Origin of the sequence: Gaiella sp. (genome assembly GCF_035710885.1) — a bacterium.
In the GTDB taxonomy this organism is placed as follows: domain Bacteria; phylum Actinomycetota; class Thermoleophilia; order Gaiellales; family Gaiellaceae; genus Gaiella.
In genome coordinates this window covers 91,591-116,660 of sequence record NZ_DASTCS010000048.1, presented here as the reverse complement: position 1 = coordinate 116,660, position 25,070 = coordinate 91,591, and the positions used below count along the sequence as shown (strand labels likewise).

General features: G+C 73.4%; 29 protein-coding genes. 21 read left to right on the top strand and 8 right to left on the bottom strand.

Translation table 11 applies throughout. The annotated features are described in order from the left end of the window. Positions 1–10 precede the first annotated feature (10 nt). The 3 genes from VFO26_RS12085 to VFO26_RS12075 all read left to right on the top strand — a co-directional run bounded on the left by VFO26_RS12085 (position 11) and on the right by VFO26_RS12075 (position 1,877). Complete coding sequence (locus VFO26_RS12085; RefSeq protein WP_325115242.1) at positions 11–562, top strand: hypothetical protein; 552 nt, start codon at positions 11–13, stop codon at positions 560–562. A gap of 10 nt (positions 563–572) precedes the next feature. Next, positions 573–863 (top strand): hypothetical protein, encoded by a 291-nt coding sequence (locus VFO26_RS12080; protein ID WP_325115241.1) that lies wholly within the window; start codon positions 573–575, stop codon positions 861–863. A 105-nt stretch (positions 864–968) separates the two neighbouring features. Next, on the top strand, positions 969–1,877 hold the full coding sequence (locus tag VFO26_RS12075) for a proline dehydrogenase family protein (RefSeq protein WP_325115240.1): 909 nt from the start codon (positions 969–971) through the stop codon (positions 1,875–1,877). A gap of 114 nt (positions 1,878–1,991) precedes the next feature. Here the strand turns inward: VFO26_RS12075 and VFO26_RS12070 are convergent, their stop codons facing one another. Further along, positions 1,992–3,335, bottom strand: a complete 1,344-nt coding sequence (locus tag VFO26_RS12070; protein WP_325115239.1) for a cation diffusion facilitator family transporter — start codon at positions 3,333–3,335, stop codon at positions 1,992–1,994. 11 nt (positions 3,336–3,346) lie between these two features. Beyond that, the gene (locus VFO26_RS12065) at positions 3,347–4,237 is read right to left on the bottom strand and encodes a DMT family transporter (RefSeq protein ID WP_325115237.1); all 891 of its coding nucleotides are present in this window, start codon (positions 4,235–4,237) and stop codon (positions 3,347–3,349) included. Positions 4,238–4,280: 43 nt separating this feature from the next. Between VFO26_RS12065 and VFO26_RS12060 the strand changes: the two genes are divergently transcribed. From VFO26_RS12060 to VFO26_RS12035, 6 genes are all read left to right on the top strand, one after another. After that, positions 4,281–4,556 (top strand): hypothetical protein, encoded by a 276-nt coding sequence (locus VFO26_RS12060; protein WP_325115236.1) that lies wholly within the window; start codon positions 4,281–4,283, stop codon positions 4,554–4,556. Next, positions 4,553–5,290 (top strand): SDR family oxidoreductase, encoded by a 738-nt coding sequence (locus tag VFO26_RS12055; RefSeq protein WP_325115235.1) that lies wholly within the window; start codon positions 4,553–4,555, stop codon positions 5,288–5,290. Before VFO26_RS12060 ends, VFO26_RS12055 begins: the two co-directional genes overlap by 4 nt. A gap of 143 nt (positions 5,291–5,433) precedes the next feature. Next, positions 5,434–6,042, top strand: a complete 609-nt coding sequence (locus VFO26_RS12050; protein WP_325115234.1) for a haloacid dehalogenase-like hydrolase — start codon at positions 5,434–5,436, stop codon at positions 6,040–6,042. A 121-nt stretch (positions 6,043–6,163) separates the two neighbouring features. Further along, positions 6,164–7,150 carry a GNAT family N-acetyltransferase gene (locus VFO26_RS12045; RefSeq protein WP_325115233.1) on the top strand — a complete coding sequence of 329 codons (987 nt, stop codon included), beginning with the start codon at positions 6,164–6,166 and terminating at the stop codon, positions 7,148–7,150. Positions 7,151–7,160: 10 nt separating this feature from the next. Then, positions 7,161–7,745 (top strand): glutathione S-transferase family protein, encoded by a 585-nt coding sequence (locus tag VFO26_RS12040; protein WP_325115232.1) that lies wholly within the window; start codon positions 7,161–7,163, stop codon positions 7,743–7,745. Then, positions 7,742–8,113, top strand: a complete 372-nt coding sequence (locus VFO26_RS12035) for a sulfurtransferase (RefSeq protein WP_325115231.1) — start codon at positions 7,742–7,744, stop codon at positions 8,111–8,113. The genes VFO26_RS12040 and VFO26_RS12035 overlap by 4 nt, the downstream gene beginning before the upstream one ends. Positions 8,114–8,277: 164 nt before the next feature. Here the strand turns inward: VFO26_RS12035 and VFO26_RS12030 are convergent, their stop codons facing one another. The 5 genes from VFO26_RS12030 to VFO26_RS12010 all read right to left on the bottom strand — a co-directional run bounded on the left by VFO26_RS12030 (position 8,278) and on the right by VFO26_RS12010 (position 13,867). Then, on the bottom strand, positions 8,278–8,994 hold the full coding sequence (locus tag VFO26_RS12030; protein WP_325115230.1) for a type 1 glutamine amidotransferase: 717 nt from the start codon (positions 8,992–8,994) through the stop codon (positions 8,278–8,280). 223 nt (positions 8,995–9,217) lie between these two features. Continuing rightward, the gene (locus VFO26_RS12025; protein ID WP_325115229.1) at positions 9,218–10,081 is read right to left on the bottom strand and encodes a DUF72 domain-containing protein; all 864 of its coding nucleotides are present in this window, start codon (positions 10,079–10,081) and stop codon (positions 9,218–9,220) included. A 63-nt stretch (positions 10,082–10,144) separates the two neighbouring features. Beyond that, positions 10,145–11,152, bottom strand: coding sequence for a hypothetical protein (locus VFO26_RS12020; protein WP_325115228.1), 1,008 nt, complete (start codon positions 11,150–11,152; stop codon positions 10,145–10,147). Between the two features lie 73 nt (positions 11,153–11,225). Continuing rightward, entirely contained in the window at positions 11,226–12,431 is a 1,206-nt protein-coding gene (locus VFO26_RS12015) for an ABC transporter substrate-binding protein (RefSeq protein WP_325115227.1), read from the bottom strand. Then, positions 12,428–13,867: a CocE/NonD family hydrolase gene (locus VFO26_RS12010; protein ID WP_325115226.1), complete on the bottom strand. Its 1,440-nt coding sequence runs from the start codon at positions 13,865–13,867 to the stop codon at positions 12,428–12,430. The genes VFO26_RS12015 and VFO26_RS12010 overlap by 4 nt, the downstream gene beginning before the upstream one ends. A gap of 58 nt (positions 13,868–13,925) precedes the next feature. Between VFO26_RS12010 and murI the strand changes: the two genes are divergently transcribed. From murI to VFO26_RS11995, 3 genes are all read left to right on the top strand, one after another. After that, complete coding sequence (gene murI / locus VFO26_RS12005) at positions 13,926–14,747, top strand: glutamate racemase (protein ID WP_325115225.1); 822 nt, start codon at positions 13,926–13,928, stop codon at positions 14,745–14,747. Between the two features lie 83 nt (positions 14,748–14,830). Then, on the top strand, positions 14,831–15,547 hold the full coding sequence (gene rph, locus VFO26_RS12000; protein WP_325115224.1) for a ribonuclease PH: 717 nt from the start codon (positions 14,831–14,833) through the stop codon (positions 15,545–15,547). Between the two features lie 4 nt (positions 15,548–15,551). Then, complete coding sequence (locus VFO26_RS11995; RefSeq protein ID WP_325115223.1) at positions 15,552–16,115, top strand: non-canonical purine NTP pyrophosphatase; 564 nt, start codon at positions 15,552–15,554, stop codon at positions 16,113–16,115. Between the two features lie 23 nt (positions 16,116–16,138). On the opposite strand, the gene VFO26_RS11990 is transcribed toward VFO26_RS11995, so the two are convergent. Then, positions 16,139–16,987 (bottom strand): YihY/virulence factor BrkB family protein, encoded by an 849-nt coding sequence (locus VFO26_RS11990; protein ID WP_325115222.1) that lies wholly within the window; start codon positions 16,985–16,987, stop codon positions 16,139–16,141. Positions 16,988–17,019: 32 nt separating this feature from the next. On the opposite strand from VFO26_RS11990, the gene VFO26_RS11985 reads away from it, so the two are divergent. The 9 genes from VFO26_RS11985 (at position 17,020) to guaB (ending at position 25,063) form a co-directional block, all read left to right on the top strand. Then, positions 17,020–17,364, top strand: a complete 345-nt coding sequence (locus VFO26_RS11985; RefSeq protein ID WP_325115221.1) for a hypothetical protein — start codon at positions 17,020–17,022, stop codon at positions 17,362–17,364. Next, positions 17,361–17,540: a hypothetical protein gene (locus tag VFO26_RS11980; protein ID WP_325115220.1), complete on the top strand. Its 180-nt coding sequence runs from the start codon at positions 17,361–17,363 to the stop codon at positions 17,538–17,540. The genes VFO26_RS11985 and VFO26_RS11980 overlap by 4 nt, the downstream gene beginning before the upstream one ends. Continuing rightward, positions 17,537–18,097, top strand: a complete 561-nt coding sequence (pyrE, locus tag VFO26_RS11975) for an orotate phosphoribosyltransferase (RefSeq protein ID WP_325115219.1) — start codon at positions 17,537–17,539, stop codon at positions 18,095–18,097. The genes VFO26_RS11980 and pyrE overlap by 4 nt, the downstream gene beginning before the upstream one ends. A 69-nt stretch (positions 18,098–18,166) precedes the next feature. Next, on the top strand, positions 18,167–18,439 hold the full coding sequence (locus tag VFO26_RS11970) for an HU family DNA-binding protein (RefSeq protein WP_325115217.1): 273 nt from the start codon (positions 18,167–18,169) through the stop codon (positions 18,437–18,439). A 241-nt stretch (positions 18,440–18,680) separates the two neighbouring features. Then, positions 18,681–20,342: an exonuclease domain-containing protein gene (locus VFO26_RS11965; protein ID WP_325115216.1), complete on the top strand. Its 1,662-nt coding sequence runs from the start codon at positions 18,681–18,683 to the stop codon at positions 20,340–20,342. Continuing rightward, positions 20,339–21,259, top strand: a complete 921-nt coding sequence (gene pyrF, locus VFO26_RS11960; protein ID WP_325115215.1) for an orotidine-5'-phosphate decarboxylase — start codon at positions 20,339–20,341, stop codon at positions 21,257–21,259. Before VFO26_RS11965 ends, pyrF begins: the two co-directional genes overlap by 4 nt. A 116-nt stretch (positions 21,260–21,375) precedes the next feature. Next, the gene (locus VFO26_RS11955) at positions 21,376–22,491 is read left to right on the top strand and encodes a D-alanyl-D-alanine carboxypeptidase family protein (protein ID WP_325115272.1); all 1,116 of its coding nucleotides are present in this window, start codon (positions 21,376–21,378) and stop codon (positions 22,489–22,491) included. A gap of 16 nt (positions 22,492–22,507) precedes the next feature. After that, positions 22,508–23,458 carry a hexose kinase gene (locus VFO26_RS11950; RefSeq protein WP_325115213.1) on the top strand — a complete coding sequence of 317 codons (951 nt, stop codon included), beginning with the start codon at positions 22,508–22,510 and terminating at the stop codon, positions 23,456–23,458. Positions 23,459–23,587: 129 nt separating this feature from the next. Next, on the top strand, positions 23,588–25,063 hold the full coding sequence (gene guaB / locus VFO26_RS11945; RefSeq protein WP_325115212.1) for an IMP dehydrogenase: 1,476 nt from the start codon (positions 23,588–23,590) through the stop codon (positions 25,061–25,063). The last annotated feature ends 7 nt before the right edge of the window (positions 25,064–25,070 follow it).

Sequence of the window (25,070 nt, the reverse complement as noted above, 5' to 3'; positions counted from 1 at the left end):
TCCTGGCACGGTGGGCCTGCCGGAGGACCTCGAGCGGATCGCGGTCGCGGCCGCGGGCCACGGCGACGGGAGCGCGGTGAGCGCCGTCCTCGCGGCGGAGCCGGCTGTCGGCTTCCGCGTCTATGTGTGCGTCTTCGAGTCGCCCGCGGGAGACCGCACCTGGCTCGCGCTCGACGACGACGCCCGCCCGGTCGCGGCTCGGCGGGACGTTCGGGACGCCGTCTCGATCGCAGCGCTCTGCGAGGTCGCCGAGGAGGCGGCCTTTCCCGGCGACCTCGACGAGCTTCGCGCCCAGCTCGTCGCGCTCAGGATCGCGGAGGCGCCCGAGGGGATCGGCGAGGCGGAGAACGCGGCCCGCCACCTGCAGCACGTGGTCGGCGCTCCACCTCATGTCGCCTCCCCGGAGCGGCTGGACGCGATCGGGCAGGCCGCCCGACGCCTCGAGCTCGCGCTCGACCCTGCGGCGCCGTCGCCGTTCGCGGCGGCAATGCGCAGCGCCGCGGCCGTCGCGGACGCGCTGTGGGCGGACGTCCAGGCCGCGTACCGGGGCGAGCTGGTCTAACCTGGAAGCCATGGAAGGCGGTGGCTTCTTCCCGTTCGGCGGCGACCCCGAGGAGATCATGCGAGGGCTCCGCGAGTTCGCCGAGCAGCAGGCCGAGGGCGTCAAGGAGGCGCAGCGGGAGCAGTTCGCGACACTGACGCTCTCCACCGCTGTCGACCTGACCCAGGCGGCACTCGCGCAGATCGCGCCGTCGGGGCCGGTCGACCAGCAGGCGCTCCAGCTCCGCGACGCGATGCGAGTCCTGTTCCCGGAGGCAGTCGCCCTCGTCTCCGCGGCACGCCAGGGCTTCATGCGCGAATAGCCCTGGCGCCACCGGACGGCGACGGCTCTCGGGCGGCGGACCGCCCTCCGCCGGACGCCTGACGTCGCTGAGCGCACCGTGCCTTGTGACTACGATCCTGGCCCCGTGAGGCTGTTCGACCGCGCCGTCGTCCGTGTGCTTCCCGCGGTGCCGCGGGCCGTCGTGCGCAGGGTCGCCGCGCCCTACATCGCCGGCCCGACGCTCGACGACGCGCGCCGCGTCGTCGCCGATCTGAACGCCGAAGGGATGCTGGCGACGGTAGACGTGCTGGGCGAGGAGGTCTCGCGTCCCGAGGAGGCCGAGGCGATCGCCGGCGCCTACCACGATGCGCTCCGGGCGATCCAGGAGGACGGGCTGGCGGCGAACGTCTCGGTCAAGCTGACGGCGCTCGGACTGAAGGTGGACGAGGCGCTCTGCCGGTCGCTGACCGGGCGGGTGCTGAGCGACGCCGAGGCGCGGGGCATCTTCGTCCGCATCGACATGGAGGACTCCAGCACCACGGGCGAGACGCTCGAGCTCTACCGGTCGCTGCGCGGAGAGGGCCACGAGGGGGTGGGCGTCGTCCTCCAGGCGGCGTTGCGGCGCACGCTGGAGGACATCGAGGCGCTGGCGCCGCTCCGGCCGAGCGTCCGGCTGTGCAAGGGCATCTACCTGGAGCCTTCCTCGATCGCGTTCCAGGAGTTCGAGGTGATCCGCAAGAGCTTCGTCGCGTGCCTGGACGCGCTGCTCGAGGCCGGGTGCCGGGTCGCGGTCGCAACGCACGACGAATGGCTGCTGGAGCGCGCCCTCGAGCGCGTCGACGGGCTCGACGACACCGCCTACGAGCTGCAGATGCTCCTCGGCGTCCGCGTCGAGCGCGCCCGCGAGCTCGCCGCGGCCGGTCACCCGCTGCGGATCTACGTCCCGTACGGCCGGCGCTGGTACGAGTACTCGCTGCGGCGACTGCAGGAGAACCCGAAGGTCGCCGGCTACGTCGCCAGGGATTTGCTGGGGCGGATCGTGCCCGGCCGCTGACGGGGGTCGACGAGGTTCGGCCGCCAAGCAGGCCGCTTCAGGGGTTTGCCCCGCCGAAGGCGGGGATCTACCGCGAGCGGGATCCGCTGTGCGGATCCCGATTCCGCGGAGAATTCAGGGCTCCGTGTGGACGACGACGTCGGCCACGTCGGGGAGCGCCTCGCGGATCCGTCGCGAGAGGGCGCTCGCCTGCGTGTGGGCGTCCGCGACACTCGTCGAGCCGTCCAGCGCGAGCGTGACCAGGACGACCAGGCCGTCGGCCGTCTCCAGTGTGCGCAGCGAGCGGGGCGGCTGCCCGCCGATCCCGGCGATCGTGCGCTCGAGGCCCACGAGGTCGTGTGTCCGCACGCGGCCCGGGGCGCGCTCGGCGAGCGGCTCGAGGTGCGTCTGCACGGCGCTCACCTCCGGCACGTCCCGGCGGATCGTCTCCTCCACCTCCTCCGCCCTGGCGTGGGCCGCGGCCAGGTCGAGGTCGCCCGGAAGCTTCAGGTGCAGCGACACCTCGAGACTCTGCCCGGTGTCGATCAGGGCCAGGTCGTGGAGCTCCCTCACGTGCGGGACCGTCATGGCGGCGGCGCGCACCCGCTCGCGGAGCTCCGCCTCCCGTCCCGCGGGCTCGACATGGACGACGACGTCGCTCTCGGGGAGCGCCTCGTGCACGGCCACTTCGACCCGATCTGCGGCCGCGTGACCCTGGCCGACGGCCGCCCCGGGCGAGACGCCGATCACGACGTCCGCGAAGGTGCGGCCGCCCGCCTGCCTCAACCGCAGCCTGCGCACCACGACGGGCGGCTCGAGCCGGTCGATGGCGCCGCGCGCGGCATCGAGGGCGTCGGCGGGAGCGCGGTCCATGAGCACGTCGACGTTCCGTCGGATGAGCCTGGCTGCGGCGAGGACGACGAGGCAGGCGACGAACAGCGCGGCGATGGAGTCGCCCTCCGGGAACCCGGCGCGCGCGGCCACGAGCCCGCCGACGACCGCGAGCGTGCCGAGCAGGTCGGTGCCGAAGTGGACGGCGTTCGACAGGAGCGCCGCGCTGCCGTAGCGCCGGGCCGACCTGTACGAGACCAGCGCCCGGGAGAGGTCGATGCCGATGACGACCGCGGCCGCGGCGAAGGCCCACCAGGCCGGCTCGACGTCGAGCTCCAGCCAACCCGCGAGACGGGCGACGGCGAGCGCACCGACCACGAACGAGACGAGCACGAGGAACGCCGCCTCCGCGAGCGCGGCCAGGTGCTCGGCCTTGCCGTGGCCGTAGAGATGGGCCTCGTCGGCGGGCTTGGTCGCCCAGCCGACGGCGAAGAACGTGAGCAGCGCGGCGACGAGATCGGTCCCCGAGTGAGCGGCCTCGGCGACGAGGCCAAGGCTCCCGGCGGCCAGGCCGGTCACCAGCTTGATCGCGATCAGCGCGACGGCGGCGACGACCGACGCGAGCGCGGTGCGGCGGAGCGGCGACACGAGCCGGAACGCTACTCGGAGGGGGGCGCCGAGACGCCTCGCCGACGCGCGGCGAAGATGCCCGCCGCGATGAGGACTCCACCGGCCAGCTCCAGCGGCCCGAGCGACTCCGACAGCAGGACGACCGCGATCGCAGATGCCAGGAAGGGCTGGAGGTTCGCCGCCAGCGTGGCGCGGGCCGGGCCGATTCGGTCGAGCGACCTGAACCAGAGCTCGTTCGTCAGCACGAGCGGGCCGAGCGTGGCGAACAGGAAGAGCACCCAGACCTCCCAGCCCAGGCCCCAGTCCTGGTCGGAGAGCTGCGGCGCGGCGGTGAGGGCGATCGGCACCCACGCGACGGCGAGCACGGTGCCGCTGATCCTGGTCGCCGAGTAGCGGCGCATCAGCGGGACCACGAGCATCGAGTAGCCGGCCCACGTCGCGGCGGTGAGCACGCCGAGGAGCACCCCGCCGAGGTCGCCGGAGAGCGTGCCGCCGGAGCCGAGGGCCACGAGCGCGACGCCGCCGAACGAGAGCAGGGCGCCCGCCCAGAAGCGCGGAGGCAGCGACTCGGTGCGGAGCACGAGGCCGGCGAGCGCGGCGAAGATCGGGGTCGCCCCGAGGATCAACCCGAGCACCGAGGCCGACGACTTCTCGAGCGCGTAGACGAACCCGATCTGGTTCACGTAGACGAGCGCGGCCGCGGCGGCCACCAGCCCCAGGTCGCGCGACTCGATCCGGACCGATCGCTCCAGCGTCAGTGCGAGCGCGACGATGACGACGACGGCCAGGCCGTACCGGCCGGCCGCGTACGCAAGCGGCTGGAAGCCGTGCGTGAGGATGTACCGGCTGACGGTGAGGTTGAGCGACCAGAGCCCGATCGTCGTGAGCAGCATCAGCTCGACGGTCGAGAGGCGGCGCATCGGGCCGACGCTACAGGCGGGGCGCCGTTAGGCTTCGCGCCCGATGACGGCGCCGACCATCGAGGACATCGACGCGCTGGTGGGGCCCGCCACCCCGCACTTCGCCTACCAGATCCGGGCCCGCGTGCGCGAGACGATCGCGGGCCTGCCCGAGGACGATCCCGTGCGCCGCTACGCGGAGGAGAAGATCGAGCTGCTCGACCGGCTGGGGCACGCGTCCACCAAGGCGGAGAACTCCGAGCCCGAGTCCCGCGAGCGCATCGGCTGGGAGACGATCCCCTCGTCCGCGCCCGAGTGGGCCCCGCTCCCGCGCCGGTGAGCGCCGCCGGCCGTCGCGTCTTCGTCACCGGAGGATCGCGCGGCATCGGCAGGTCGATCGCGCTTCGCCTCGCGCGCGACGGGGCCTCGACGGTGGCGATCGGCTACTTCCGCTCGGACAGCGCCGCCGAGGAGGCTGCCGAGGAGATCCGCGCGCTCGGCGCGGAGCCCGTCCTCGTCCGGGGAAACGTCACGTCGTCCCGTGTCGCCGAGCAGGTGCAGGCGCTCGGCCCGCTCGACGTCCTCGTCCACAACGCCGCGACGGGGGTGATCCGGCCTGCCCTCGAGACCGAGGACAAGCACTGGGACTGGACGCTCAACGCGAACGCGCGCGCCCTGCTCGGGCTCGTCCGCGTCGCCGCGCCGGCGATGCCCCAGGGCGCCTCGGTCGTCGCCCTCTCCAGCCTCGGCTCGGTGCGCGTGCTCCCGAACTACACGCTCGTGGGCGTTTCGAAGGCGGCGCTGGAGGCGCTCGTCCGGTACCTCGCCGTCGAGCTCGCCCCGCGCGGGATCCGCGTCAATGCGGTCTCCGCGGGCGTCGTGGAGACGGAAGCGCTCGAGCACTTCCCGAACCGGGAGGAGATGCTCGCCTCCGGTGCGGGCAACCCGGCCGGCAGACTTGTCACGCCGGACGACGTCGCGGGAGTCGTCTCGTTCCTGTGCTCCCCCGACGCCGAGATGATCCGCGGGCAGACGCTGGTGATCGACGGCGGCTGGTCGCTGCCCGCCGACTGATGCCTGACGATCGTGCGCGTCTGCACCAGCGAGGCAGTTGCGTCCGCGACAGCGGACGCCTTCGGGGATCTGCCCCGCCGCAGGCGGGGATCGAGCCGCGAGATTCGGCTCCGGCCGAATCCCGCCTGGCGAAGCAGGCATTGGTGCTCGACTGGGACGGGACGGCCACCGAAGTCGACACCCTGCACATGGCGATCGAGCGGTTCGGTGACCTCGCGGTGTTCCATGCGCTCGAGGACGAGCTGGACCGGCGGCTGACGCTCGACGAGGTGATCGCCGCCGAGATGGCGACGATCCGGGCCCCGCTCGAGGTCGTCGTGCGCTGGCTCCTCGAGCACGTGCGGATCCGACGTGGCCTCGCCGAGCTCGTCGAGGCCCACGACCCGCTGATCGTGTCGGCCGGCTTCCACGAGCTGATCGACCCGATCCTCGAGCGGGAGGGCATCGCGGCCCGTGTCTCGGCGAATCACCTCACGCCGGACCCGGACGGCTGGCAGACGGCTTTCCCCGCCGGTCCCCTGTGCGAGGTCTGCGGGGAGCGGTGTAAGCGGGCGGCCGTCGCCGGCCTCGGGCGGTTCGCGTTCGTAGGGGACGGCATCTCCGACCGGTGCGTCTCGCTCGCGGCGGAGCGGCGGTTCGCGCGCGCCGGTCTCGCCCGCTGGCTCGACGAGCAGGGCATCGCCTACGAGCCGTTCGACGACCTCCGCGACGTGCTCGGCGCCCTGGAGGTGCCGTCGCCACGCCGAGCCTGAGCGCGCGTGCCGCGTCCTCGAGAGGAGGTGCCGGCGACGGCCGAGGGGGATGACCGCCGCCGGGCTCCACAAAGCATAGATCCAGTGAGGCGTCTGCGGTAGACCGGGGTAGCATCCCCCCGTGAGCGTCCGCGCCGCCACGCCCGCCGACGCCGCGACCCTGGAGGAGCTCTGGCGCGCGTTCGAGCGCGAGGTGCCACCCCCGCCGCACGTCGACCACGATCCGGGGCAGGAGCTCGAGGAGATCCGCGAGATCGTAGGCTCGGGCCTCGCGTTCCTCGCGGAGGACGAGCAGGGCGACCCGGTCGGGTTCGCGCTGGCCCGGCGTACGGGCTCTCGGCTCGCCCGGCTGACGGATCTCTACGTCGAGCCTCCTGCCCGGCGGAGCGGCGTGGCCGCGGCGCTCGTGCACGCCGTCGCGGACGCGCTCGCCGTCCAGGGCGTCGAGCACCTCGACCTCGAGGTCGGGTCGTCCAACGCCGGCGCCCGGACCGTCTACCACCGCTGGGGCTTCAGCGAGGACCTCGTCGTCCTCGTCGCCCCCGTGGCGGGCCTTCGAGAGCGCCTCGAGCCGGGAAGGCACGCCGAGTCGTTCGCCTCGATCCACGTCCAGACGGACGCCGTTGTGGACGTCGAGCGTGCAGTGCGCGACTTCGCCCCGCGGATCGGCTCGCGCGGGTTCCGGATCACGGATCCGCGCAACGGCTGGGTCACCGTGTACGACGAGGTCGCGGATCACGATCCCACGGCGCGCGCCCGCCTCGCGCGCGAGATCTCGTCGCGCATGGGAGCGATCGTGGTGTCGCTCTCACTGGAGGTCGACCAGGTCGTGCGGATGGTCGCCCTCGACCGAGGCGGCATCGTGGACGAGTACCTCTCGATCCCGGAGTTCTACGGCCCGCTCCCGCCCGGCGACGTGATCGGGCTGGCCGCCAACCCCACGGTCCTGGCGCGCCTGACCGGCGCGGACCCGCAGCGGGTGAAGGACATCGCCCGCACCGGCGTGTCGCCCGCCGACCTGCCGCCGGCGAAGGTGATCCTCGCGGCTCTCGCCGAGGCGCTGGGGCTCGAGGGGGCGCTGCACGGCTACTCGACCTCCGAGGGGTAGCCTCAGCATCGTGCTGACGCTCTACGACGCCCCGCGCTGCCCGTACTGCGCGCGCACGAGGATCGTGCTCGCGGAGAAGTCGGTGCCGTACGAGACCGTCACCGTCGACCTCACGCGTAGGCCGGCGTGGCTGCTCGAGCACAACCCGCCCAACGGGCGCGTCCCGGTGCTCGAGGAGGACGGCTGGGTGCTCCCGGAGTCCGCCGTGATCGACGAGTACCTCGACGAGCGCTTCCCGGAGCCGCCGCTCCTGCCCGCCGACCCGGGCGAGCGCGCCGCCGCCCGGCTCATCGTCTTCCGCTTCGACGATCTCGGCAAGCCGTACTACGCGCTGCGCCGGGAGGAGCCCGGCGCCGAGGAGCGTCTCGCGGCGGCGCTGGCGAGGCTCGACGTCCTGCTCGGGGCGACGCCGTTTCTCACCGGCCGGGCGTTCGGGCTCGCGGACGTCGCGTACGTGCCGTGGCTGCTGCGTCTACGCCATCTGATGGGGGTCTCGCTGCGGGAGTACCCGGCGGTCGTCCGCTGGCTCGAGACGTGCTGCGAGCGGCCCTCGGTCGCCGCCGAGGTCGAGACAGTCGCGTCGCTCGCCGCATGACCGTCGTCACCACCGGCGAGCTGGCCGGGCGGCTGGGCGAGCCGGGGCTCGTCCTGCTCGACGTGAGGCACGCCGACGAGTTCAGCGGTGCTCTCGTCGCGCCGTGCGACCCGCGGCCCGGGCGCATCCCCAGCGCGAGGAACCTCGACCTCGCCGACCTGCTCGAGGCCGGAGGGGCAGAGGGTGTTCGCGCGCTCGTGGGCGCGCCGGAGGGCGCCGAGGTGATCGCGTACTGCCACTCCGGGAGCCGCTCGGCGATGGCGGTCCACGTGCTCGCCGCGGCGGGGTACGCGGCTCGGAACTACGAGGGCTCGTGGCACGAGTGGTCGCGCGACCCCGCGCTGCCCGCGGAGACCGGCCCCCCGTAGGACGCGTCTGGCGGCTTGACGTGGGTAAGGGGCACGCGCGGTTGGGGGCCAGCGCGCGGCGCATCGCCCGTCTCGCTGCTCACCGATCTCTTCGGGTATCGGCGAGCACGGATACGACCACGCTGCTTGGCGTATGCCTCCCCGCCGCGCACCCCTGACCCACATCACGCCTCGTAGGACGACGTGACGCGCGCCGCCTCCTCGAGGAACGCGAGGCAGAGCGCGCGGCCCTGCTCGTTCCACGCGGGGAGGTAGCGGTCGGTCTCCGCCACGATCTCCTCGAGCGGCTTCGGCAGCTCCGACGCGCCCTCGACGAACCAGCTGTCGAGCATCCGGCGGTCGACCTCGGCGTGGAACTGGATGCCCCACGCGCGGTCGCCGAGCCGGTAGGCCTGTCGCGCGGCTGCGCTCGCGGCGAGCTCGACGGCTCCGTCCGGGAGGTCGAAGGTGTAGTAGTGCCACTCGAACGCGTCGACGCGGCGCGGAAGGGCCCCGAGCACACGATCGGCGGCCCCCTCGTCGTTCAGGTCGACCGGGAACCAGCCGACCTCGGCCCGGGCCGCCGGCCCCACCCACGCTCCTCGTGCACGAGCCACGAGCTGCGCGCCGAGGCAGACGCCGAGCGTCGGCACGCCGGTCGCCAGAGCCCGCTCGATGAACGCCACCTCGCCCGCGAGCCACGGATGCTCGGCGTCCTGGTCGGGGTGCATCGCCCCGCCGAAGACCATGATCGCGTCCCAGCGCCGCGGATCGTCGGGGGCCGCGTCGCCCTCGGCGACGACCCAGCGGTCGAGGTGGTCACCTCGCTCGACGATCGCGCGCTCGAACAGCCCGCCCCCGCCCGTGGCGTCGGGGTGGTGGACGACGGAGAGGACGCGCATCGCGCGACAGTATCGGCCGCCTCGCTGTGCCTGGGCGAAAGCCCGGTGTCTGACACCGCTCGGTCCGCGCGGAGGGACGGAACCACGAGAACGCCCGGTGGTTCCAGGGAGATCCTCGACCGACCCTCTGACAGAAGTCGACAAGGTGTCAGACACCGATTCCTGTCAAGAGGGCCGCTCGGGCCGTGTCCGTTACCGGCGCCGCCCACCGCCCGTGCGCGCGTCAGAACAGCGTCAGCTCGGTGGGCGGCGGCTCGACCGCGCCGGACGCCGGCACCCCCGCCTCGTCGAGCAGGCCGCGAAGGATCTGCGCGCTGCGCGGCGCGAAGTCGTCGCGGTTGTTGTTGAACATCGCGTAGACCTCGCCCGACTCGTCCGCGAGACGGGCGAGCGGCTCGACCCACTCGGCCAGCTCCTCGGGCGTGTACAGCCAGTCGAACCGATCGGCCGCGATCCCGCCGCGGATGTTCCACGTCTGCGCGTTCCGGCCGTGGAACCGCACATAGGAAACGCTGTGCGTGGAGGCGGCGATCGTGGGTGACACGTTCGACGCCCGGGTGCGTGGGCTGTCGAGCGAGACGAACGCGAGCCCGTTCGCCTCGAGGAACGCCAGCGTGTCCGCCCGCTCGTTCTCCTCGGTCCACGAGCGGTGGCGGAACTCGACGAGCGGCACGAGCGGCTCCAGGCGCCCGCGCGCGCGGGCGAGCTCGGCCTTCGCCTCGTCCGACTTCTTGAACCTCGGGTGGTACTGGAGGAGCACCCCGCGGAGCTTCCCGGACAGCTCGAGCGGCTCCAGCGCTGCACGGAACAGCCGGAAGTCCTCGTCGGTCGGCTCGGCCTCGTGCCAGGTCATCGCGGCCGAGGCCTTCACGTGGAACGTGAAGCCGTCGGGAGTCCGCCGCGCCCAGCGCTCGGTGACCGCCGGGTCCGGGAGCGCGTAGTACGGAGAGTCCACCTCGACGACGTCGAACCGCTCCCCGTAGTAGCGCAATCGCTTCTCGGCCGTCGAGACGCCACGTGGGTACCAGGCCTTGAGGAGACCCTCGTCGGCCCACGAGCACGTCCCGATCCGCACGGTTGCGGCCATGGGGCTGTTCTAGTGGAAGGGGCGCCCCGCAGGGCGCCCCTTCCGGCCTCGGTGAGTGCGCCGCTAGCGGATCCGGACGGTCCCGGACGTGGCGGTGAAGCCGCTCACGGTCGGGTTGACGCACGGGACGCCCAGCGAGGAGAACTGACCGCACACGGAAGCGGCGTCCCGGCCGGCGACGACCGCGCGCGCGCGGAACGTCGTCGCCCTGGACCTCCTCGGCACTGCGTAGGTGAACGACCCGTTCGTCCTCGCGGACACGGTGGCGATGCGCCGCGCCCCGGCCAGGATGGATACGCGCGTAGCGACGCCGGCGCCGCCCTGCGTGACGCGCCCGGTGAGGCGCTTGACGCCTCTGACCTTCCGGCCGGAGAGGGTGATCCCGCCGGGCGCGATCGCGGCCGGCGAGGCGACGGTGGCCGCCTGGTTGGCGGTCCCGACTCCGGGGTTCCACGGCGTCCAGAGAGCCACCCAGGCACCCTGCACGACCGGCCCGAAGACCCCGGTCAGGGTGAGGTCGGCCCGGAGGAACTTCGAGCCGAAGGTGGCGCCGACCGGAGCAGGGAGATCGGGCGGCGGGAGGCAGAACACGAGCTGCGCCGAGCCCAGAGCCGTCTGGGCGCCGCTCGTCGGGAGGACGTAGGCGGGCAGTGGAATCGTCTGGCCGGCCGCCTGGAGTACGAGCAGCAATGTCAGCTGCGGCGTCGCGCCCAGGGTGCACTGCGCCTGTGCGACCGGTGTGACGGCGCCCGGAGGCGCGACGACGATGTCGCCCGCGAGCGGAAGCAGGGCGCCTCCGAGCTGGAGCGCGCTCACCTGCGCCCTGGCCGTGCCGACCTTCGTCCCGGGTGCCGCGGTGGCCGTGACGGCCGTTCCGTTGGGGATCACGATCGCCGCTCGCGCGGTCGCATCGTCCCCGACGGCGGCTGACGCGACGAGCCTCGTGACGTTGCCGGCCGCGTACGACACCGACAGCTTCGGCGTCGTGTACGCCGCCGTGGCGGCGGCCGTGACCGCGAGCGCGGCAAGCGCCGCGAGCGCGACGAGGGCCGTGCGTGTCCGCTTTCTCATCGTTTCTCTCTCCTCTTCGTCGAGTGCTCGTGGGTGAGACGTGCCGGGCTGCGGCGAGTTGGAGCGACCCGGCTCAGCGCGCGGCGAAGGGCCCGGCGGTGCGGACCCACTGCCGGTTGTCGTAGCGGTACAGGTACACCGTGTCGACCGAGAACGCGTCTGCCGCCGACGTGCGCAGGCGGGTTCCCGGCAGCAGGAACGGGTTGGCGGTCGTGCTCAGGCTCCTGGCCGCGCGCAGCACGCCGGCCCGAGTGAGGCTCTTCCCCGCACGCCGCAGCGTGTCGACCATCGTCCAGGCGACCGTCATCCCGTACCAGTGGTAGACGTCCGTCGGCTTCGCGCCCGGCGCGAACCGCTTCAGGATCGAGCGGTAGAGCGCGACCGTGGGATCCTTGCGCCACACGGGATCGCTCGGGTTCTTCACGAACGCGATCGCTCGAGCGCCGCGGGTCAGCCCGGGCGCATTGGCTCGCGCGATCGCCATGATCGTCGGCTCGATCGACACGGACGCGAGGTAGAGCTGCGGCTTCCAGGCGAGCTTCTGCGCGGCGACGATCGCCTGGATCACGAACTTCGGCGTGGCGAAGAGCATCAGCGTGTCGGCCCCGGACGCCTTCAGGCGTGCAATCTGGGCGACGACGTCGGTCGACGTCAGCTCGTAGGGCTCCGAGGCGACCACCCTCGGCCCCCGGCCGGCGAGCGCGCGCGAGAGGCCACGCGTCATGTCCTTGCCGAGCTCCGTGTTCTCGAGCAGCACCGCGACCTTCGCCCGCGGCCGGCCGGCGGCGATGTCGCGCCCCAGCACCGCGCCCTCCCCCCGGTAGCTCGGCAGGAAGCCGACCGTCCAGGGGTATCGGGCAGACGCGCCGCCGAGGGCCTGCGAGCCGTCGCCGACGAAGAGCTGCGGGACCTTCTGCGCGTTCAGGTAGTCGCGGATCGCGAGGTTGTTCGCCGTGCCCACCGCGTTGAAGATCGCGAAGACCCTGTCCTGCTCGACGAGGCGCCGCGTCAGCTGCACGCTCTGGGCCGGGTTGTAGGCGTCGTCGTAGTAGCGGTACTCGATCTTCCTGCCGTTGACCCCGCCCTTCGAGTTGACGTAGTCGAAGTAGGCCTTCGCGCCCGGGCCGACGGTGCCGAACGCCGCCGCCTCCCCGGAGAGGGGGACGGTGCCGCCGAGCAGGACCGTCGTCCCCGACACGCCCGGCTCTTCGAGCGCCCCCGCGGCGGCGATACCCGTCGTGACGAGCGCGGCGAGAGCCAGAACGAGCAGCCGTCTCATCCGGAGATCGGGGTCGACAGCTCGGGGATCCGCAGCTTGCCCGTCGTGACGCGGAGCCTGGCGGTCGACGGGAACGGCAGGTCGAGGTAGAGGAGGTTGCCGGCGCTCTGGGCGAGTGACGAGGAGCCGATGGTCAGCGTCAGGCGCGAGCCCCTGGGCAGGAACGTCGCCTGGTCGGAGAGCGCGATCCGGTACGTCCGCGTGCCCGACCGCGCCGGGACGCCGCCGCCCGCGACGACGATCTCCCTGCCGGCGGGCGTGCGCGCGCTGAGCACGGCCACGATGCGCGACCACCCGCCCGAGGTCGTCGCGGTCACCTCGACGGTGGGCGAGCCGAAGACCTCCATCGCGCGCGTCCTGGCGGGCAGCGGGAAGCTGTAGCGGCCGGACTGGGCGATGCTGCGCCCGGCAGGGATCGTCACGTGGCCGAACGCCACCGGCCTGCGGACGACCACCTTCGGAAGCCCGGCGAAGCGCCGCGGCCGGCCGCGCCAGCGCTCCGGCGCGACGGCGACGGGGCGGGTGAGCTGCGCGGCGGTGTCGCCGCGCAGGAAACGGTCGAACCAGCGCGTTCCCTCGCTGAGCATCGCCGGGGTGTCCGCGGCCGCCGCCGAGGAGGGGGCATGGCCGTGGAGGCCGACCCAGAGCTTCTTCGGGCCGGCAAGGGCCGCGTACGCGCGCTTCGCCTGGTCGAGGCCGAAGGCGAAGTCGCGGCGGCCCTGCATCAGGAAGACCGGGGTCCTCACGCCTTTCAGCGCGGAGATCGAGGAGCGGGCGGCCGCGAATGGCCGCACCCCCGAGAGGTCTCCCCGGAACGCCGCGTCCCGGATCGCGACGACCTCGGGGTCGACGCGCTTCGGGTCGAGCCCGGACAGGAACCCGGTGATCACCCCGGTCTTGGCGAGGCCCTGCGGCGCGAGCGCGTGGAGGAGGTCGGTCCACGAGATCGAGATCTCGAGGGCGGCCCACGGCACTCCGGCGGCCAGCGAGTTCCAGGCGGCCCCGCCGCCGTAGGAGACGCCCCAGCCGCCGATCCGCGCGCCGGCGACATCGGGCCGGTCGCGCAGCCAGCCGAACACGGCCCGCACGTCGGCGATCTCCTTCGGCCCGTCGATCCCCACGAGGCCGCCCGAGTCGCCGTGGCCCCGCGCGTCGTACGCGAGCACGGCGTAACGCTCGCCCATGATTCCCATGGACTGCGCGACCGAGAGCATCCCCGCGCGGTTGCCGCCGAGGCCGTGCATGTAGACGACGGCCGGCCAGCCGCCCGGAGGGGGAGGCCCGTCCGGCAGTGCGAGCGTGGCGGCGAGCTGGGTCCCGTCGGCCGAGGTGATCGTCGCCTCCTGCCGCGAGAACGCGCCGGCGGGCGCGGAGGCGAGCAGCGCCGCGGCGAACGCGAGCACGGCGAGCAGCGCCCCTCTCGAGAACCCCGACACTGCGGCAAGGGTAGCCCACACCTGTGAGCGCTCTGGGGCCGTCCGTATCATCCGCGCGATGGACGGACGGCCGATCGGCGTCTTCGACTCCGGGGTGGGCGGTCTCACGGTCCTCCACGAGTTGCTCGTCACGCTCCCGCACGAGGATGCGGTCTATCTCGGCGACAACGCACGCCTGCCGTACGGGCCCCGCCCGCTCGCAGAGGTGAGGCGCTTCGCACTCGAGGTCGGTCGCCATCTCGAGCGCGAGGGCGTGAAGCTCGTCGTGGTGGCGTGCAACTCGGCGACCGCCGCGGGGCTGCCCGACCTGCAGCGGGCGCTGGAGGTCCCCGTGGTGGGCGTGCTCGAGCCCGAGGCTCATGCGGCCGCCCTCACGACGCGCAACCGCCGCGTCGGGCTGCTTGCGACGGAGGCGACCGTCGCGAGCGGGCGGTACGAGGAGCTCGTCCGCGCGCACGACGCCGGGGTCGAGGTGATCGCGGTCCCGTGCCCGCGCCTCGTCACCCTGATCGAGGGCCCGGACCCGTTCGCCGAGGAGACGACGGAGGCGGTGCGCGAGGTCGCCGCGCCGCTCAAGGAGGCCGGGGTCGACACGGTGATCCTCGGCTGCACGCACTATCCGATCCTGCGACCCGTCTTCCAGCGGGTCTTCGGCCGCTCCGTCACGCTCGTCTTCTCGGCGGAGGAGACGGCGCGCGAGGTCGCCGAGACGCTCGAGCGCAAGGGAATCGCGAACGGCGAGGACCGCGAGGGCTCGTACCGGTTCCTGACGACCGGCGACCCCGCCGCCTTCCGGGAGATGGGGAAGCGATTCCTGCAGCTGCCGATCCGCGACGTCGAGCACGTGACGCTCGCCGCAGCCGCCCCCGCGGCGGCCTGACGCGCACCACTTGACGGCGCACGCGGAGCGGGGGCGAGATATATCTCGCCCGCGACAGCGCATCGCGACCGCGAAGGGATGAGATGAAACGCCACGACGGACGCAGGCCCGATGAGCTGAGGGAGCTCGACCTCCAGCCGGACTTCCTGGAGCAGCCGCACGGCTCGGTGCTCTACGCGCAGGGGAGGACGGTCGTGCTGTGCACCGCGACCGTCGAGGACGAGGTGCCGCGCTGGCTGCGCGGGAAGGGCAAGGGCTGGATGACGGCCGAGTACTCGCTGCTTCCCGCCTCGACGGGGGAGCGGACGCAGCGTGCGGTCTCACGCGGGCGGCCCGACGGCCGCACGGTCGAGATCCAGCGCCTGATCGGCCGCGCGCTCCGCAGCGTCTGCGACTTCCAGGCGCTCGGAGAGCGCACTCTCTGGCTCGACTGCGACGTGCTCCAGGCGGACGGCGGGACGCGCTGCGCGGCGATCACCGGCGCCTACGTCGCCGCCTTCCGCGCCCTCGACCGGTTCGCGCTGACCAAGGCGCTGCCGTCGTCGGTTGCCGCGGTCTCGGTCGGCGTCGTCGACGGGGAGCCCGTGCTCGACCTCGACTACGTCGAGGACTCCGCCGCGGAGACCGACATGAACGTCGTGCAGGCCGCGGACGGGCGCCTCGTGGAGGTGCAGGCGACGGCCGAGCGGGAGCCCTTCTCGCGCGAGCTCCTCGACCGTCTCCTCGACCTCGCCTCGGGCGGGATCGCCGAGCTCGAGGCCGCCCAGCGCGCCGCGTGCGAGGCGCCGTCGCTGCTCTGACCCCGTGACCGCGCCCCGGACGCTCGCCCTCGCCTCCCGCAACCCGCACAAGCTCGAGGAGCTGCTGCGCGCCCTGCCCGGCTGGGAGATCGCGCTCGTGGGCCGTGACGACCCGCCGCCCGAGAACGGCGCCACGTTCGAGGACAACGCCCGCATCAAGGCGCGCTGGGGTCGTTTGCACGCGCCGCCGGGCTCGTGGGCGGCCGGTGAGGACTCGGGGATCGAGGCGACGGCGCTCGGCGGCGCGCCGGGCGTCCACTCCGCCCGGTGGGCCGCCGGCGACCCGGTCGGGCGCATGCTCGAGGCGCTCGCCGGAGAGGAGGAGCGTGGCGTGCGCTACGTCTGCGTGGTCGTGGCGGTCGGCCCCGACGGTGGGGAGGTCGTCGCCCGGGGGACGCTCGAGGGCACGATCGCCCGCGAGGCAGCGGGGAGCGCGGGGTTCGGGTTCGACCCGATCTTCGTGCCGGTGGGGGAGACCCGCACCGTCGCCCAGCTGGGAGACGACTGGAAGCGGACGCATTCGCACCGAGCGCAGGCTGCGGCTGCGCTCGCGCTCGCCGTCTCGTGAGCGCGGCGCCCGGCGGCTACGCGCTACGCCGCCGGAGGGACCCGGGCGAGCGGGGCCGACCGCTTGGGCTGCACCTGCCGGCCGGTGACGCCGTAGGCGAGGACGTAGTTCAGCGCGGCGCCGAAGACGATCACGTTGGCCATCACGTAGAGCCACACCAGGAGGAGGAACGTCGTCCCGAGCGCCTGCAGGGCGACGACCTCCGACGAGAGGAAGACGAAGAGCGGCAGCGACTGGAGGGTGGCGACGAGCACGATGGCGCCGACGATCGCCCCCGGCAGCACCTCGCGCCGCGTGAGGCGGGCGTTCGGGAGCCGGTGGTAGGCGGAGACGAGGAAGGCGAACACCGCAGCGCCCGACGTGAGGATGGTCAGCGCGAGCGCCACCCACCGGTTCGAGACGACGTCGCTGGCGTAGCGGCGGAGGAGGTCGTAGCCCAACGTCCCGACGGTCAGGCCCGCGAACAGGACGACGAGCGCGCCGCTCATGTAGACGACCGCGAGCCCCTTCCCGCGCAGGAACGGCCGGTTCGGGCGGCCGTAGAGGATGTTGAAGGCCGACTCGAGCGCCGAGAAGAGCGAGAGCGAGCTCCAGAGCAACGCGATGCCGCCGACCACCGAGAGGGTCGCCGCGTTCTTCTGCACGGCATCCACGACCTTGACGATCGAGTCCACGGACTGGTCGGGGAAGACGTCCTCGAGATACGAGACGAGCGCGCTCGACGAGTCGGCCTGGTCGAGGAAGCCGAGCACGGACAGCGCGAGGAAGATCAGCGGCACGAAGGAGGCGAGCGCGAAGTAGGCGACCATCGCGGCGAGGTGGGTGCCGCGCTCCGTGAAGAAGCGGTCGAAGGTGGCCCGGATGGCTCGCATGAACCGGCAGTTTGCTAGCTTCGAGCGCCGGCATGGACGCCTCCGCCGCTCTCTCCGAGCTCGTCGGGCTCTCGACACAGGTGGTCGAAGCCGTGATCACGGGCACCGACGGGAAGGTCGAGGCCGCTCACGCGGCGGGCGACGATCGCTCACGCGAGCTCGCGGCGGCCGGGGCGGAGCTGCTCTCTGCGGCCGCCTCGATCCGCCCGGGCACGCCCGTGGAGCGTGTGCACGTCGACCTCGAGCGGGGCTCGCTGGTCGCGGTCCGCGACCCCGAGCGGACGATCGTGGCCACGACCGTGCCCGAGCCGACGGCGGGGCTCGTCGCCTTCGACCTCCGCACCGCCCTCGGCCGCCTGCGAGGTGACGCGGGGTGAAGCTCCTCCTGCTCGTCGCCGCCGGTGTCCTCGGTCTGTGGCTCACCCGTCGGGGCGGTCGTGCGAACGGACGCCGCGTAGCGGTCGCGTGGGAGGACGGCTCCGAGCTCGAGCTGGGCGCAGGCTCGGCGGAGGGCGAGCGGCTCGTGGGGATCGCCGGGAAAGTGCTCCGGTGACGGTCGTCGACGAGCTCGGGCACCGACTCCTCGACGTCGCCCTGCTCGAGGGAGAGTTCACGCTCCGCTCGGGCAAGACGTCGCGCTGGTACCTCGACAAGTACCGCTTCGAGACCGACCCGGTCCTCCTGCGGGAGATCGGGGAGCGTCTGGCGTCCGCGATCCACGATGTCGAGCCGGATTCCGTCCGGCTCGCCGGGCCTGCGCTCGGGGCAGTCGCGCTCGCGGCTTCGGCCGCCATGGCGTCCGGGCTGCCCTTCATCATCGTGCGCGGTGAAACCAAGGGATACGGCACCGGGAACCGCATCGAAGGACCGCACGAGCCGGGCGAGCTCGTGTGTCTCGTCGAGGACGTCGTCACGTCGGGCGGCGCCCTCTGCGAGGCGGTGGAGGCCGTTCGCACGGCCGGGCTCGTCGTCCGGCATGCCGTGTGTGTCGTCGATCGTGAGGAGGGCGGCGCAGACGCCCTCGCACGGCTCGGCGTGCGACTCGCCTCGCTCTATCGTGCGGGCGACTTGCTTGCGGCGCAGAGGCACGAGATGAACCCGCATGGTTGAGCCGAAACCGTCCGGGCTATAGGCTCGGGCGGGGTTCGACAAGAGACCAACGACCAGGGAGGATCGAACGTGACCAAGCAGGAGTTCGTGGATGCCGTCGCCGACAAGGCCGGCCTGACCAAGCGGGACGCCGGCACCGCAGTCGACGCGGCCCTCGGCGTGATCGAGAGCACGCTCCGAAACGGCGATTCCATCACGTTCACCGGCTTCGGCAAGTTCCACGTCACCCGACGCGCCGCCCGCCAGGGCGTGAACCCGCGCACGGGCGCGCCGGTGCAGATCGCCGCGGCCAACGTCCCGAAGTTCTCGGCCGGCTCGCAGCTCAAGAAGGCTGTGAACTGAACGGTTAGTCCGCGGGACGGAGATCCGCCGAGCGGATTTCCGTCCCGCCGGTCGACATCGCCCGCGAAGCAGGAATCCGCCGAGCGGATTCCTGCCGCGGGGATCCCCGCCTTCGCGGGGCAGATCCCTGAAGGCCTCGGCTTCGCCGCCGCAACCGCTGCGTAGCGGCGAGTCGGCCCTGAACGAGCGGCGGCAGAGCCCCGACTGGCGTGCGAACGTATGTTCGCCTAGGATGTGCTCGATGCAGCTGTCCTTCGATGCGGCGGACCGGCTCGTCGAGCTCGTCGAGGCGAGGCGCGGGCCGGTGGCCGCTGAGGAGGCCGCGCGTGTCCTCTTCGCGCTCGCGAGCGCGCCGGCGGCGCTCGCCCGCTCGCTCCTCGACGACGTCGTCACCGGGGACGCACGACTCTCCTGGCGCGGGACGGCGGTCGGTCTCGCCGCGCCGCCGGGTGCAGACGTCCCGCTCGAGCACGCGCACTTCGTCGTCGTCGACCTCGAGACGACCGGCCTCACACCGCGCACCGATCGGATCTGCGAGATCGGCGCACAGCGCGTGCGCGAGCTGGAGCTCGTGGACGCCTTCGAGACGCTCGTCGACCCGGGCACGACACTCCCGCCTGCCGTGGCCTCGCTCACGGGGATCCGCCAGGACGCGCTGCGCGGCGCGCCGCGGCCGGACGTCGCGGTCCGTCGGCTGCTCGCGTTCTCGGGCGACGCCGCGATCGTCGCCCACAACGCGCGTTTCGACCTGGCGTTCCTCGACCGCGAGGTCGAGCGCCTCACCGGCCGGCGCATCGCGGCGCCGGTGGTGGACACCGTGTGGCTCGCCCGCAGGCTGCTCGGCGAGCGCACGCGGCGGGTCGGGCTCGCCACCCTCGCGCACTTCTTCGGCGTGCCCACCCAGCCGTGCCACCGCGCGCTGCCCGACGCGCGGGCGACCGCCGAGATCCTCGTGGTGCTCGTCGGCCTCGCGCAGGAGCGGGGGGCGAGGACGCTGGCGGATCTCGTCGAGCTCGCGGCGCCGCGCGCCCGCCGCCTCCACGTCAAGCGCTCCCTCGTCTCGGGCGCTCCGGCCCGGCCTGGCGTCTACGTCTTCCACGGGTCGGGCGGGCTCGTGCTCTACGTCGGCCGCGCCCGCGACCTCCGCGCCCGCCTCCGCTCGTACTTTGCGGGAGGGAGGCAGCGACCCGCGGTCGAGGCCGCGCTCGGCGCGCTCGAGCGCGTCGAGTGGCGCGAGACCGGCTCCGAGCTCGAGGCCGCGCTCGAGGAGCTCCGCCTGCTGCGCGAGCTGCGCCCGCCCGCCAACGCCCGCGGCACGCGGCCCGACCGCCACGTCTACCTCCGCCGCCGCGGCGGGAAGTGGGGTGTGGGCACCGAGCCCACGCCGTTCGGGCCCCTTCCCGGACGACGCCTCGCGAGCACGGCCGCGCGCGCCCTCGAGGGACACGAGTCCGACGACGTCGCGGCGGCGATCCCGATCGTCCGCGGGCGGCTCCGCCGCCTCGGGCAGCAGCTCCGCTTCGAGGACGCGGCCCGGCTGCGCGACCGGCTCCAGGCGCTCGAGACGGCTGTCGAGGCCCTCGCCGAGCTCGACCGTCTGCGCCGCCTCTCGGCCTGCGTCGTCGTACCGGCCAGGCAGCCGGGGTTCGTTCGCGCGCACGCGATCGCGTGCGGGCAGGTTGCCGCGGTTCGCCTCGTCCCGCGCGGGCCGGGAGCCGCGCACGAGGCCTCCTCGCTCGTCGCCGACGCCGAGCGCGCCTCCCGCTCGACCGCGCCCGAAGACGCCGACGAGCTCCGCCTCGTCGCTTCCTTCCTGCGGCGCCCACCCCCCGAGCTCCGCGTCACGCGGCTCGATGCGACAGCGATCTGCGCTCTGGTGGACGGGATACCCTTGGCCGCGTGACGAGCGACGCCGCAGGCGCTCCCACGCCCTTCGCCGATCGTCTCGCAGATGCGGTCGAGCGCAAGCGCTCGCAGCTCGTCGTCGGGCTCGACCCGGTCGTCGACCTGCTTCCTGTCGAGCTCCGTGGCGAAGCCGCCGCCGGGCGAGCCGCTGCGGCAGGAGCGGTCGAGAGGTTCTGCAAGGGGATCGTGGACGCGGTTGCCCCGTACGTCGTCGGGGTGAAGCCGCAGGTCGCGTTCTTCGAGGCGCTCGGCAGCGACGGCTGGCGGGCACTCGAGATCGTCTCGCGCCACGCGCGCGAGGCGGGGCTGCTGGTGATCGCCGATGCGAAGCGCTGCGACATCGGCTCGACCGCGCGCGCGTATGCCGCCGCCTTCGTCGAGTCGCGCGACGGCGAGCCGCCGCTCGCGGACGCCGTGACCGTCAGCCCCTACCTCGGCCGGGACTCGGTCGACCCCTTCCTCGCCGCATGCCGCCGTGACGGGGCCGGGCTGTTCCTCCTCGTCCGCACCTCGAACGCGGGCGCGGCAGAGCTCCAGGACGCGGTGCTCGCGGACGGGCGACCGGTGTGGCGCCACGTCGCGGAGCTGGTCGACCAGTGGGGCGAGGACTTCGTCGGCGCGCGAGGGCTGTCGAGCGTCGGCGCTGTCGTGGGTGCGACGGTTCCTCGCATCGTGGGCGAGGCGCGCCGCGAGATGCCGCGGGCGATCATCCTGCTGCCCGGCGTTGGCGCCCAGGGCGCCGGTCCAGCGGACGTCGCGCGCGCGTTCACGAGCGGCCCGTCGAGTGCACTCGTCAACGCGTCGCGATCGGTGATCTACGCGTACCGCGACGCCCCACCCGACGACTGGCGGACCGCCGCCGGCGCGGAGGCCGCGCGGCTCTCGGCCGCCGTGTGGTCGGCGGCCGGGTGGTGAGCCTGGACCGCGCGCGGATCGCGCGCGTCCCCACACGAGCCCCTGCGCGTCGCCCGGGGTATGCGCGTGCGCCCGGGATGAGACGGCATCAGGGGTCGCTACCCTGGGGCAGCGTGATGCGCCTCGGTCTCGCCGTCGCGGTCCTCCTGCTCGCGATCTGCGCACCCGCCAACGGGGCTGCACCCCCCGTCGAGGCCCGTGCCTACCTCGTCCAGAGCACCGTGGACGGGCACACCCTCGCCGCGCGGGACGCCGACGGCCCCCGTGCGATGGCGAGCATCACGAAGCTGATGACCGCGCTCGTCGCGGTCGAGCGGGTCTCCCTCGGTGATGTCGTCACGGTGCCCGCAGCGGCCGCCGGCGTCGGCGAGTCGACGCTCCACCTGCGGGCCGGTCAGCGGGTCACCGTGCGCGACCTGCTGATCGGCACGCTCGTCCCCAGCGCGAACGACGCGGCCACCGCGCTCGCCGTCGCCACCGCCGGGACGGTCCCGCGGTTCGTCGCACTGATGAACGCCAGGGCGAAGGAGCTCGGGCTCACGGGAACGCACTACCGTAACCCGCACGGGCTCGACGAGGCAGGGCATGTCTCGACCGCGCGCGATGCAGCCTCGCTCCTCCGCGCCGCTCTTCGTGTCCCGGCGATCCGCCGGTACGCAGGTGCGTCGCGGGCGACGCTCTCGAACGGCCGGGTGGTCGAGTCGACCGACAACCTGATCGGTCGGCTGCCCGGGTTCGTCGGCGGCAAGACCGGTCACACGACGCTCGCGGGCTGGTCGCAGGTCGCGTTCGCGCGCGTGGGCCAGGTCGGCGTCACGGTCGCCGTCCTCGGCGCCCCCACGGAGGCGCAGCGCGACCGCGATCTCACGGCCTTGCTCCGGTTCGGGCTCGAGAGCTACCGCACAGCGCGGGTCGTCGACCCGTCGCGGACCTACGCGAGGGTGCCGGTGGGCTGGGGAGAGAAGCCGGTCCGGCTCGTGGCGCCGCGCGCCGTCGACCGGCCGACCTCGACACACCGGCCGCTCTCCGAGCGCGTGGTCGTGCCCGCCGTCGCCGCGCTGCCGATCGCGTCCGGGCAGCGCCTGGGCACGCTGGTCGTGAGGGACGGCCCGCGGGTGGTCGCGCGCTCTCCGCTCGTCGCCGACCGCGCGCGCCCCGCGCCCGGGCTCGGCGCCAGGGCCGGCTGGGTCGCCCGACGCACCGTCCATCATCTCGTGGGGCTGCTTCCTTGAGCCCGCGGAGGGTCGCATGATCGTCACCGTCACGCTCAACACCGCGCTCGACCGCTCGCTCACGGTCCCGACCCTGCAGCTCGGCCAGCGCCACCGCGCGAGCGCGGTGCTCACGCTCGCCGGGGGCAAGGGGATCAACGTCGCCCGCGCGCTCAAGCGCCTGGAGGTCCCCGTCGTCGCCACCGGCCTCGCGGGCGGCCGCACAGGCACGCGGATCGTGGAGGAGCTGACCGGAGAGGCGATCCTCAACGACTTCGTCCGCATCCGGGACGAGTCGCGGACGTCGACGCTGCTGGTCGACCCGACGTCCGGGAGGCAGACGGAGATCAACGAGTGGGGGCCGAAGGTCACGGAATCCGAGCTCGGGATCCTGATGGACAAGCTCCGCTACCTGTCCCGCGGCGCCGACGCCGTCGTCTTCGCCGGCTCGCTTCCCCGGGGGGTTGCCGAGGCCTTCTACTTCGAGGCGGCACGCGAGCTCGCGCGGCGGAGTGTCCGGGTGGCGCTCGACACCGAGGGTGAGCCGCTGCGGCTCGGCCTCGACGCGGAGCCCTGGCTCGTCTCTCCGAACCAGCACGAGGCGGAGCAGCTCGTCGGGCAGGAGCTCTTCGACGAGGAGGACTTCGTGATGGCCCTCGACGCGATCGCGGAGCTCGGTGCCCGCAACGTGCTCGTCACGCTGGAGGACGGCGCCTTCGCCCTCATCCGCGAGGACCGGCGGGTGCGCCGGTACCGCGCGGTCGTGCCGCGGCTGGAGCCGGTGTCGGGCGTGGGAGCCGGGGACGCGTTCCTGGCGCAGTGGCTCACGTGCCGTCTCGACGGCGTCGAGGCCGAGGAGGCCCTGCGTCTCGCCGCCGCCGCGGGAGCCGCGTCGGTGCTCGACGTCGGCGCGGGCCGCTTCGACCCGGCCGAGGCGCGCCGCGTGGCGAGTGCGGTCGAGGTGCACGAGCTCCAGGCGGTCGGTTAGTCCCGCCGCGGTACGCCCGCCTTCGGCGGGGCCGATCGCTGAAGGCGGGCGCTTCCGCGGCCGCGAGTACCTCGAAGCCGGTGCCCGTGCGACGGGCCCCGCCGGACGGGTTGGTAAGCTCGCTCGCACTTGGGTGACACGCAGGAAAAGTTCGCGAAGGAGGGCCTCACCTTCGACGACGTCCTGCTCCTGCCGGCCGAGTCGGCCGTGCTGCCCAACGACGTCGCCACCGCGAGCCGGCTGACGCGCACGGTCGCGCTGGAAGTGCCCCTCGTCTCGGCCGCGATGGACACGGTCACCGAGGCGCGGATGGCGATCGCGCTCGCGCGGCTCGGCGGGATCGGAGTCCTGCACCGGAACCTCTCCATCGCCGATCAGGTGGCCGAGGTGGACAAGGTGAAGCGCTCCGAGGCGGGGATGATCGTCGAGCCCGTCACGCTCTCGCCGGATGCGCTCGTCGGGGACGCGCTCGACCTGATGCAGCGCTACCGGATCTCCGGGATCCCGATCACGGACGCCGACGGCCGGCTCGTCGGGATCCTCACGAACCGCGACCTTCGCTTCGGTGTGCCCTCGACGATGCGCGTGTCCGACGCGATGACGCGCGAGGGCCTGGTCACCGCCCCGGTGGGCACGACGCTCGAGGAGGCGCAGGCGATCCTGGGCCGCCACCGGATCGAGAAGCTCCCGATCGTCGACCTCGACGGGCGCCTCAAGGGGCTGATCACCGTCAAGGACATCTCGAAGCGGGAGGCGTATCCGCTCGCCACGAAGGACGAGCGGGGTCGGCTGCGCGTCGCGGCCGCGGTCGGGGTGGGCACGGACGCGCTGGAGCGCGCAGAGGCACTGGTCGACGCCGGGGTCGACGCGCTCGTCGTCGACACCGCGCACGGCCACTCCCTGGGCGTGGTCGAGATCGTGCGGGCGGTCAAGGACACGCACGACGTCGACGTCGTGGCAGGGAACATCTCGACCGCCGAGGCGGCCGACGCACTCATCGACGCAGGGGCCGACGCACTCAAGGTCGGCCAGGGCCCTGGATCGATCTGCACGACCAGGGTCGTCGCGGGCGTCGGGGTTCCGCAGGTCACGGCGGTCGCGGACGTCGTCTCCGTCGCGGCGGACCACGGCGTGCCCGTCATCGCGGACGGCGGGATCACGTCCTCCGGCGACGTCGCGAAGGCGATCGGCTCCGGGGCGGACACCGTGATGCTCGGCTCCATGCTCGCGGGCACGGACGAGGCACCGGGCGGGGTGATCGTCGTCCAGGGTGAGCGCTTCAAGGAGTACCGCGGCATGGGCTCGCTCGGCGCGATGAAGGCGCGCTCCTTCTCGAAGGACCGCTACTTCCAGGGAGACGTGGAGGACGTCGCGGAGCTGATCCCGGAGGGGATCGAAGGGCGCGTCCCGTACAAGGGGCCGCTCGGGCCGATCGTCCACCAGCTCGTGGGTGGGCTGCGGCAGGCGATGGGGTACTGCGGCGCTCCGACGATCGAGGCACTGCAGGACGCGCGCTTCGTCCGCATCACCGGTGCGGGCCTGCGCGAGAGCCACCCCCACGACGTCACGATCACGAAGGAAGCACCGAACTACCGCCGTGGCTGAGACCGCC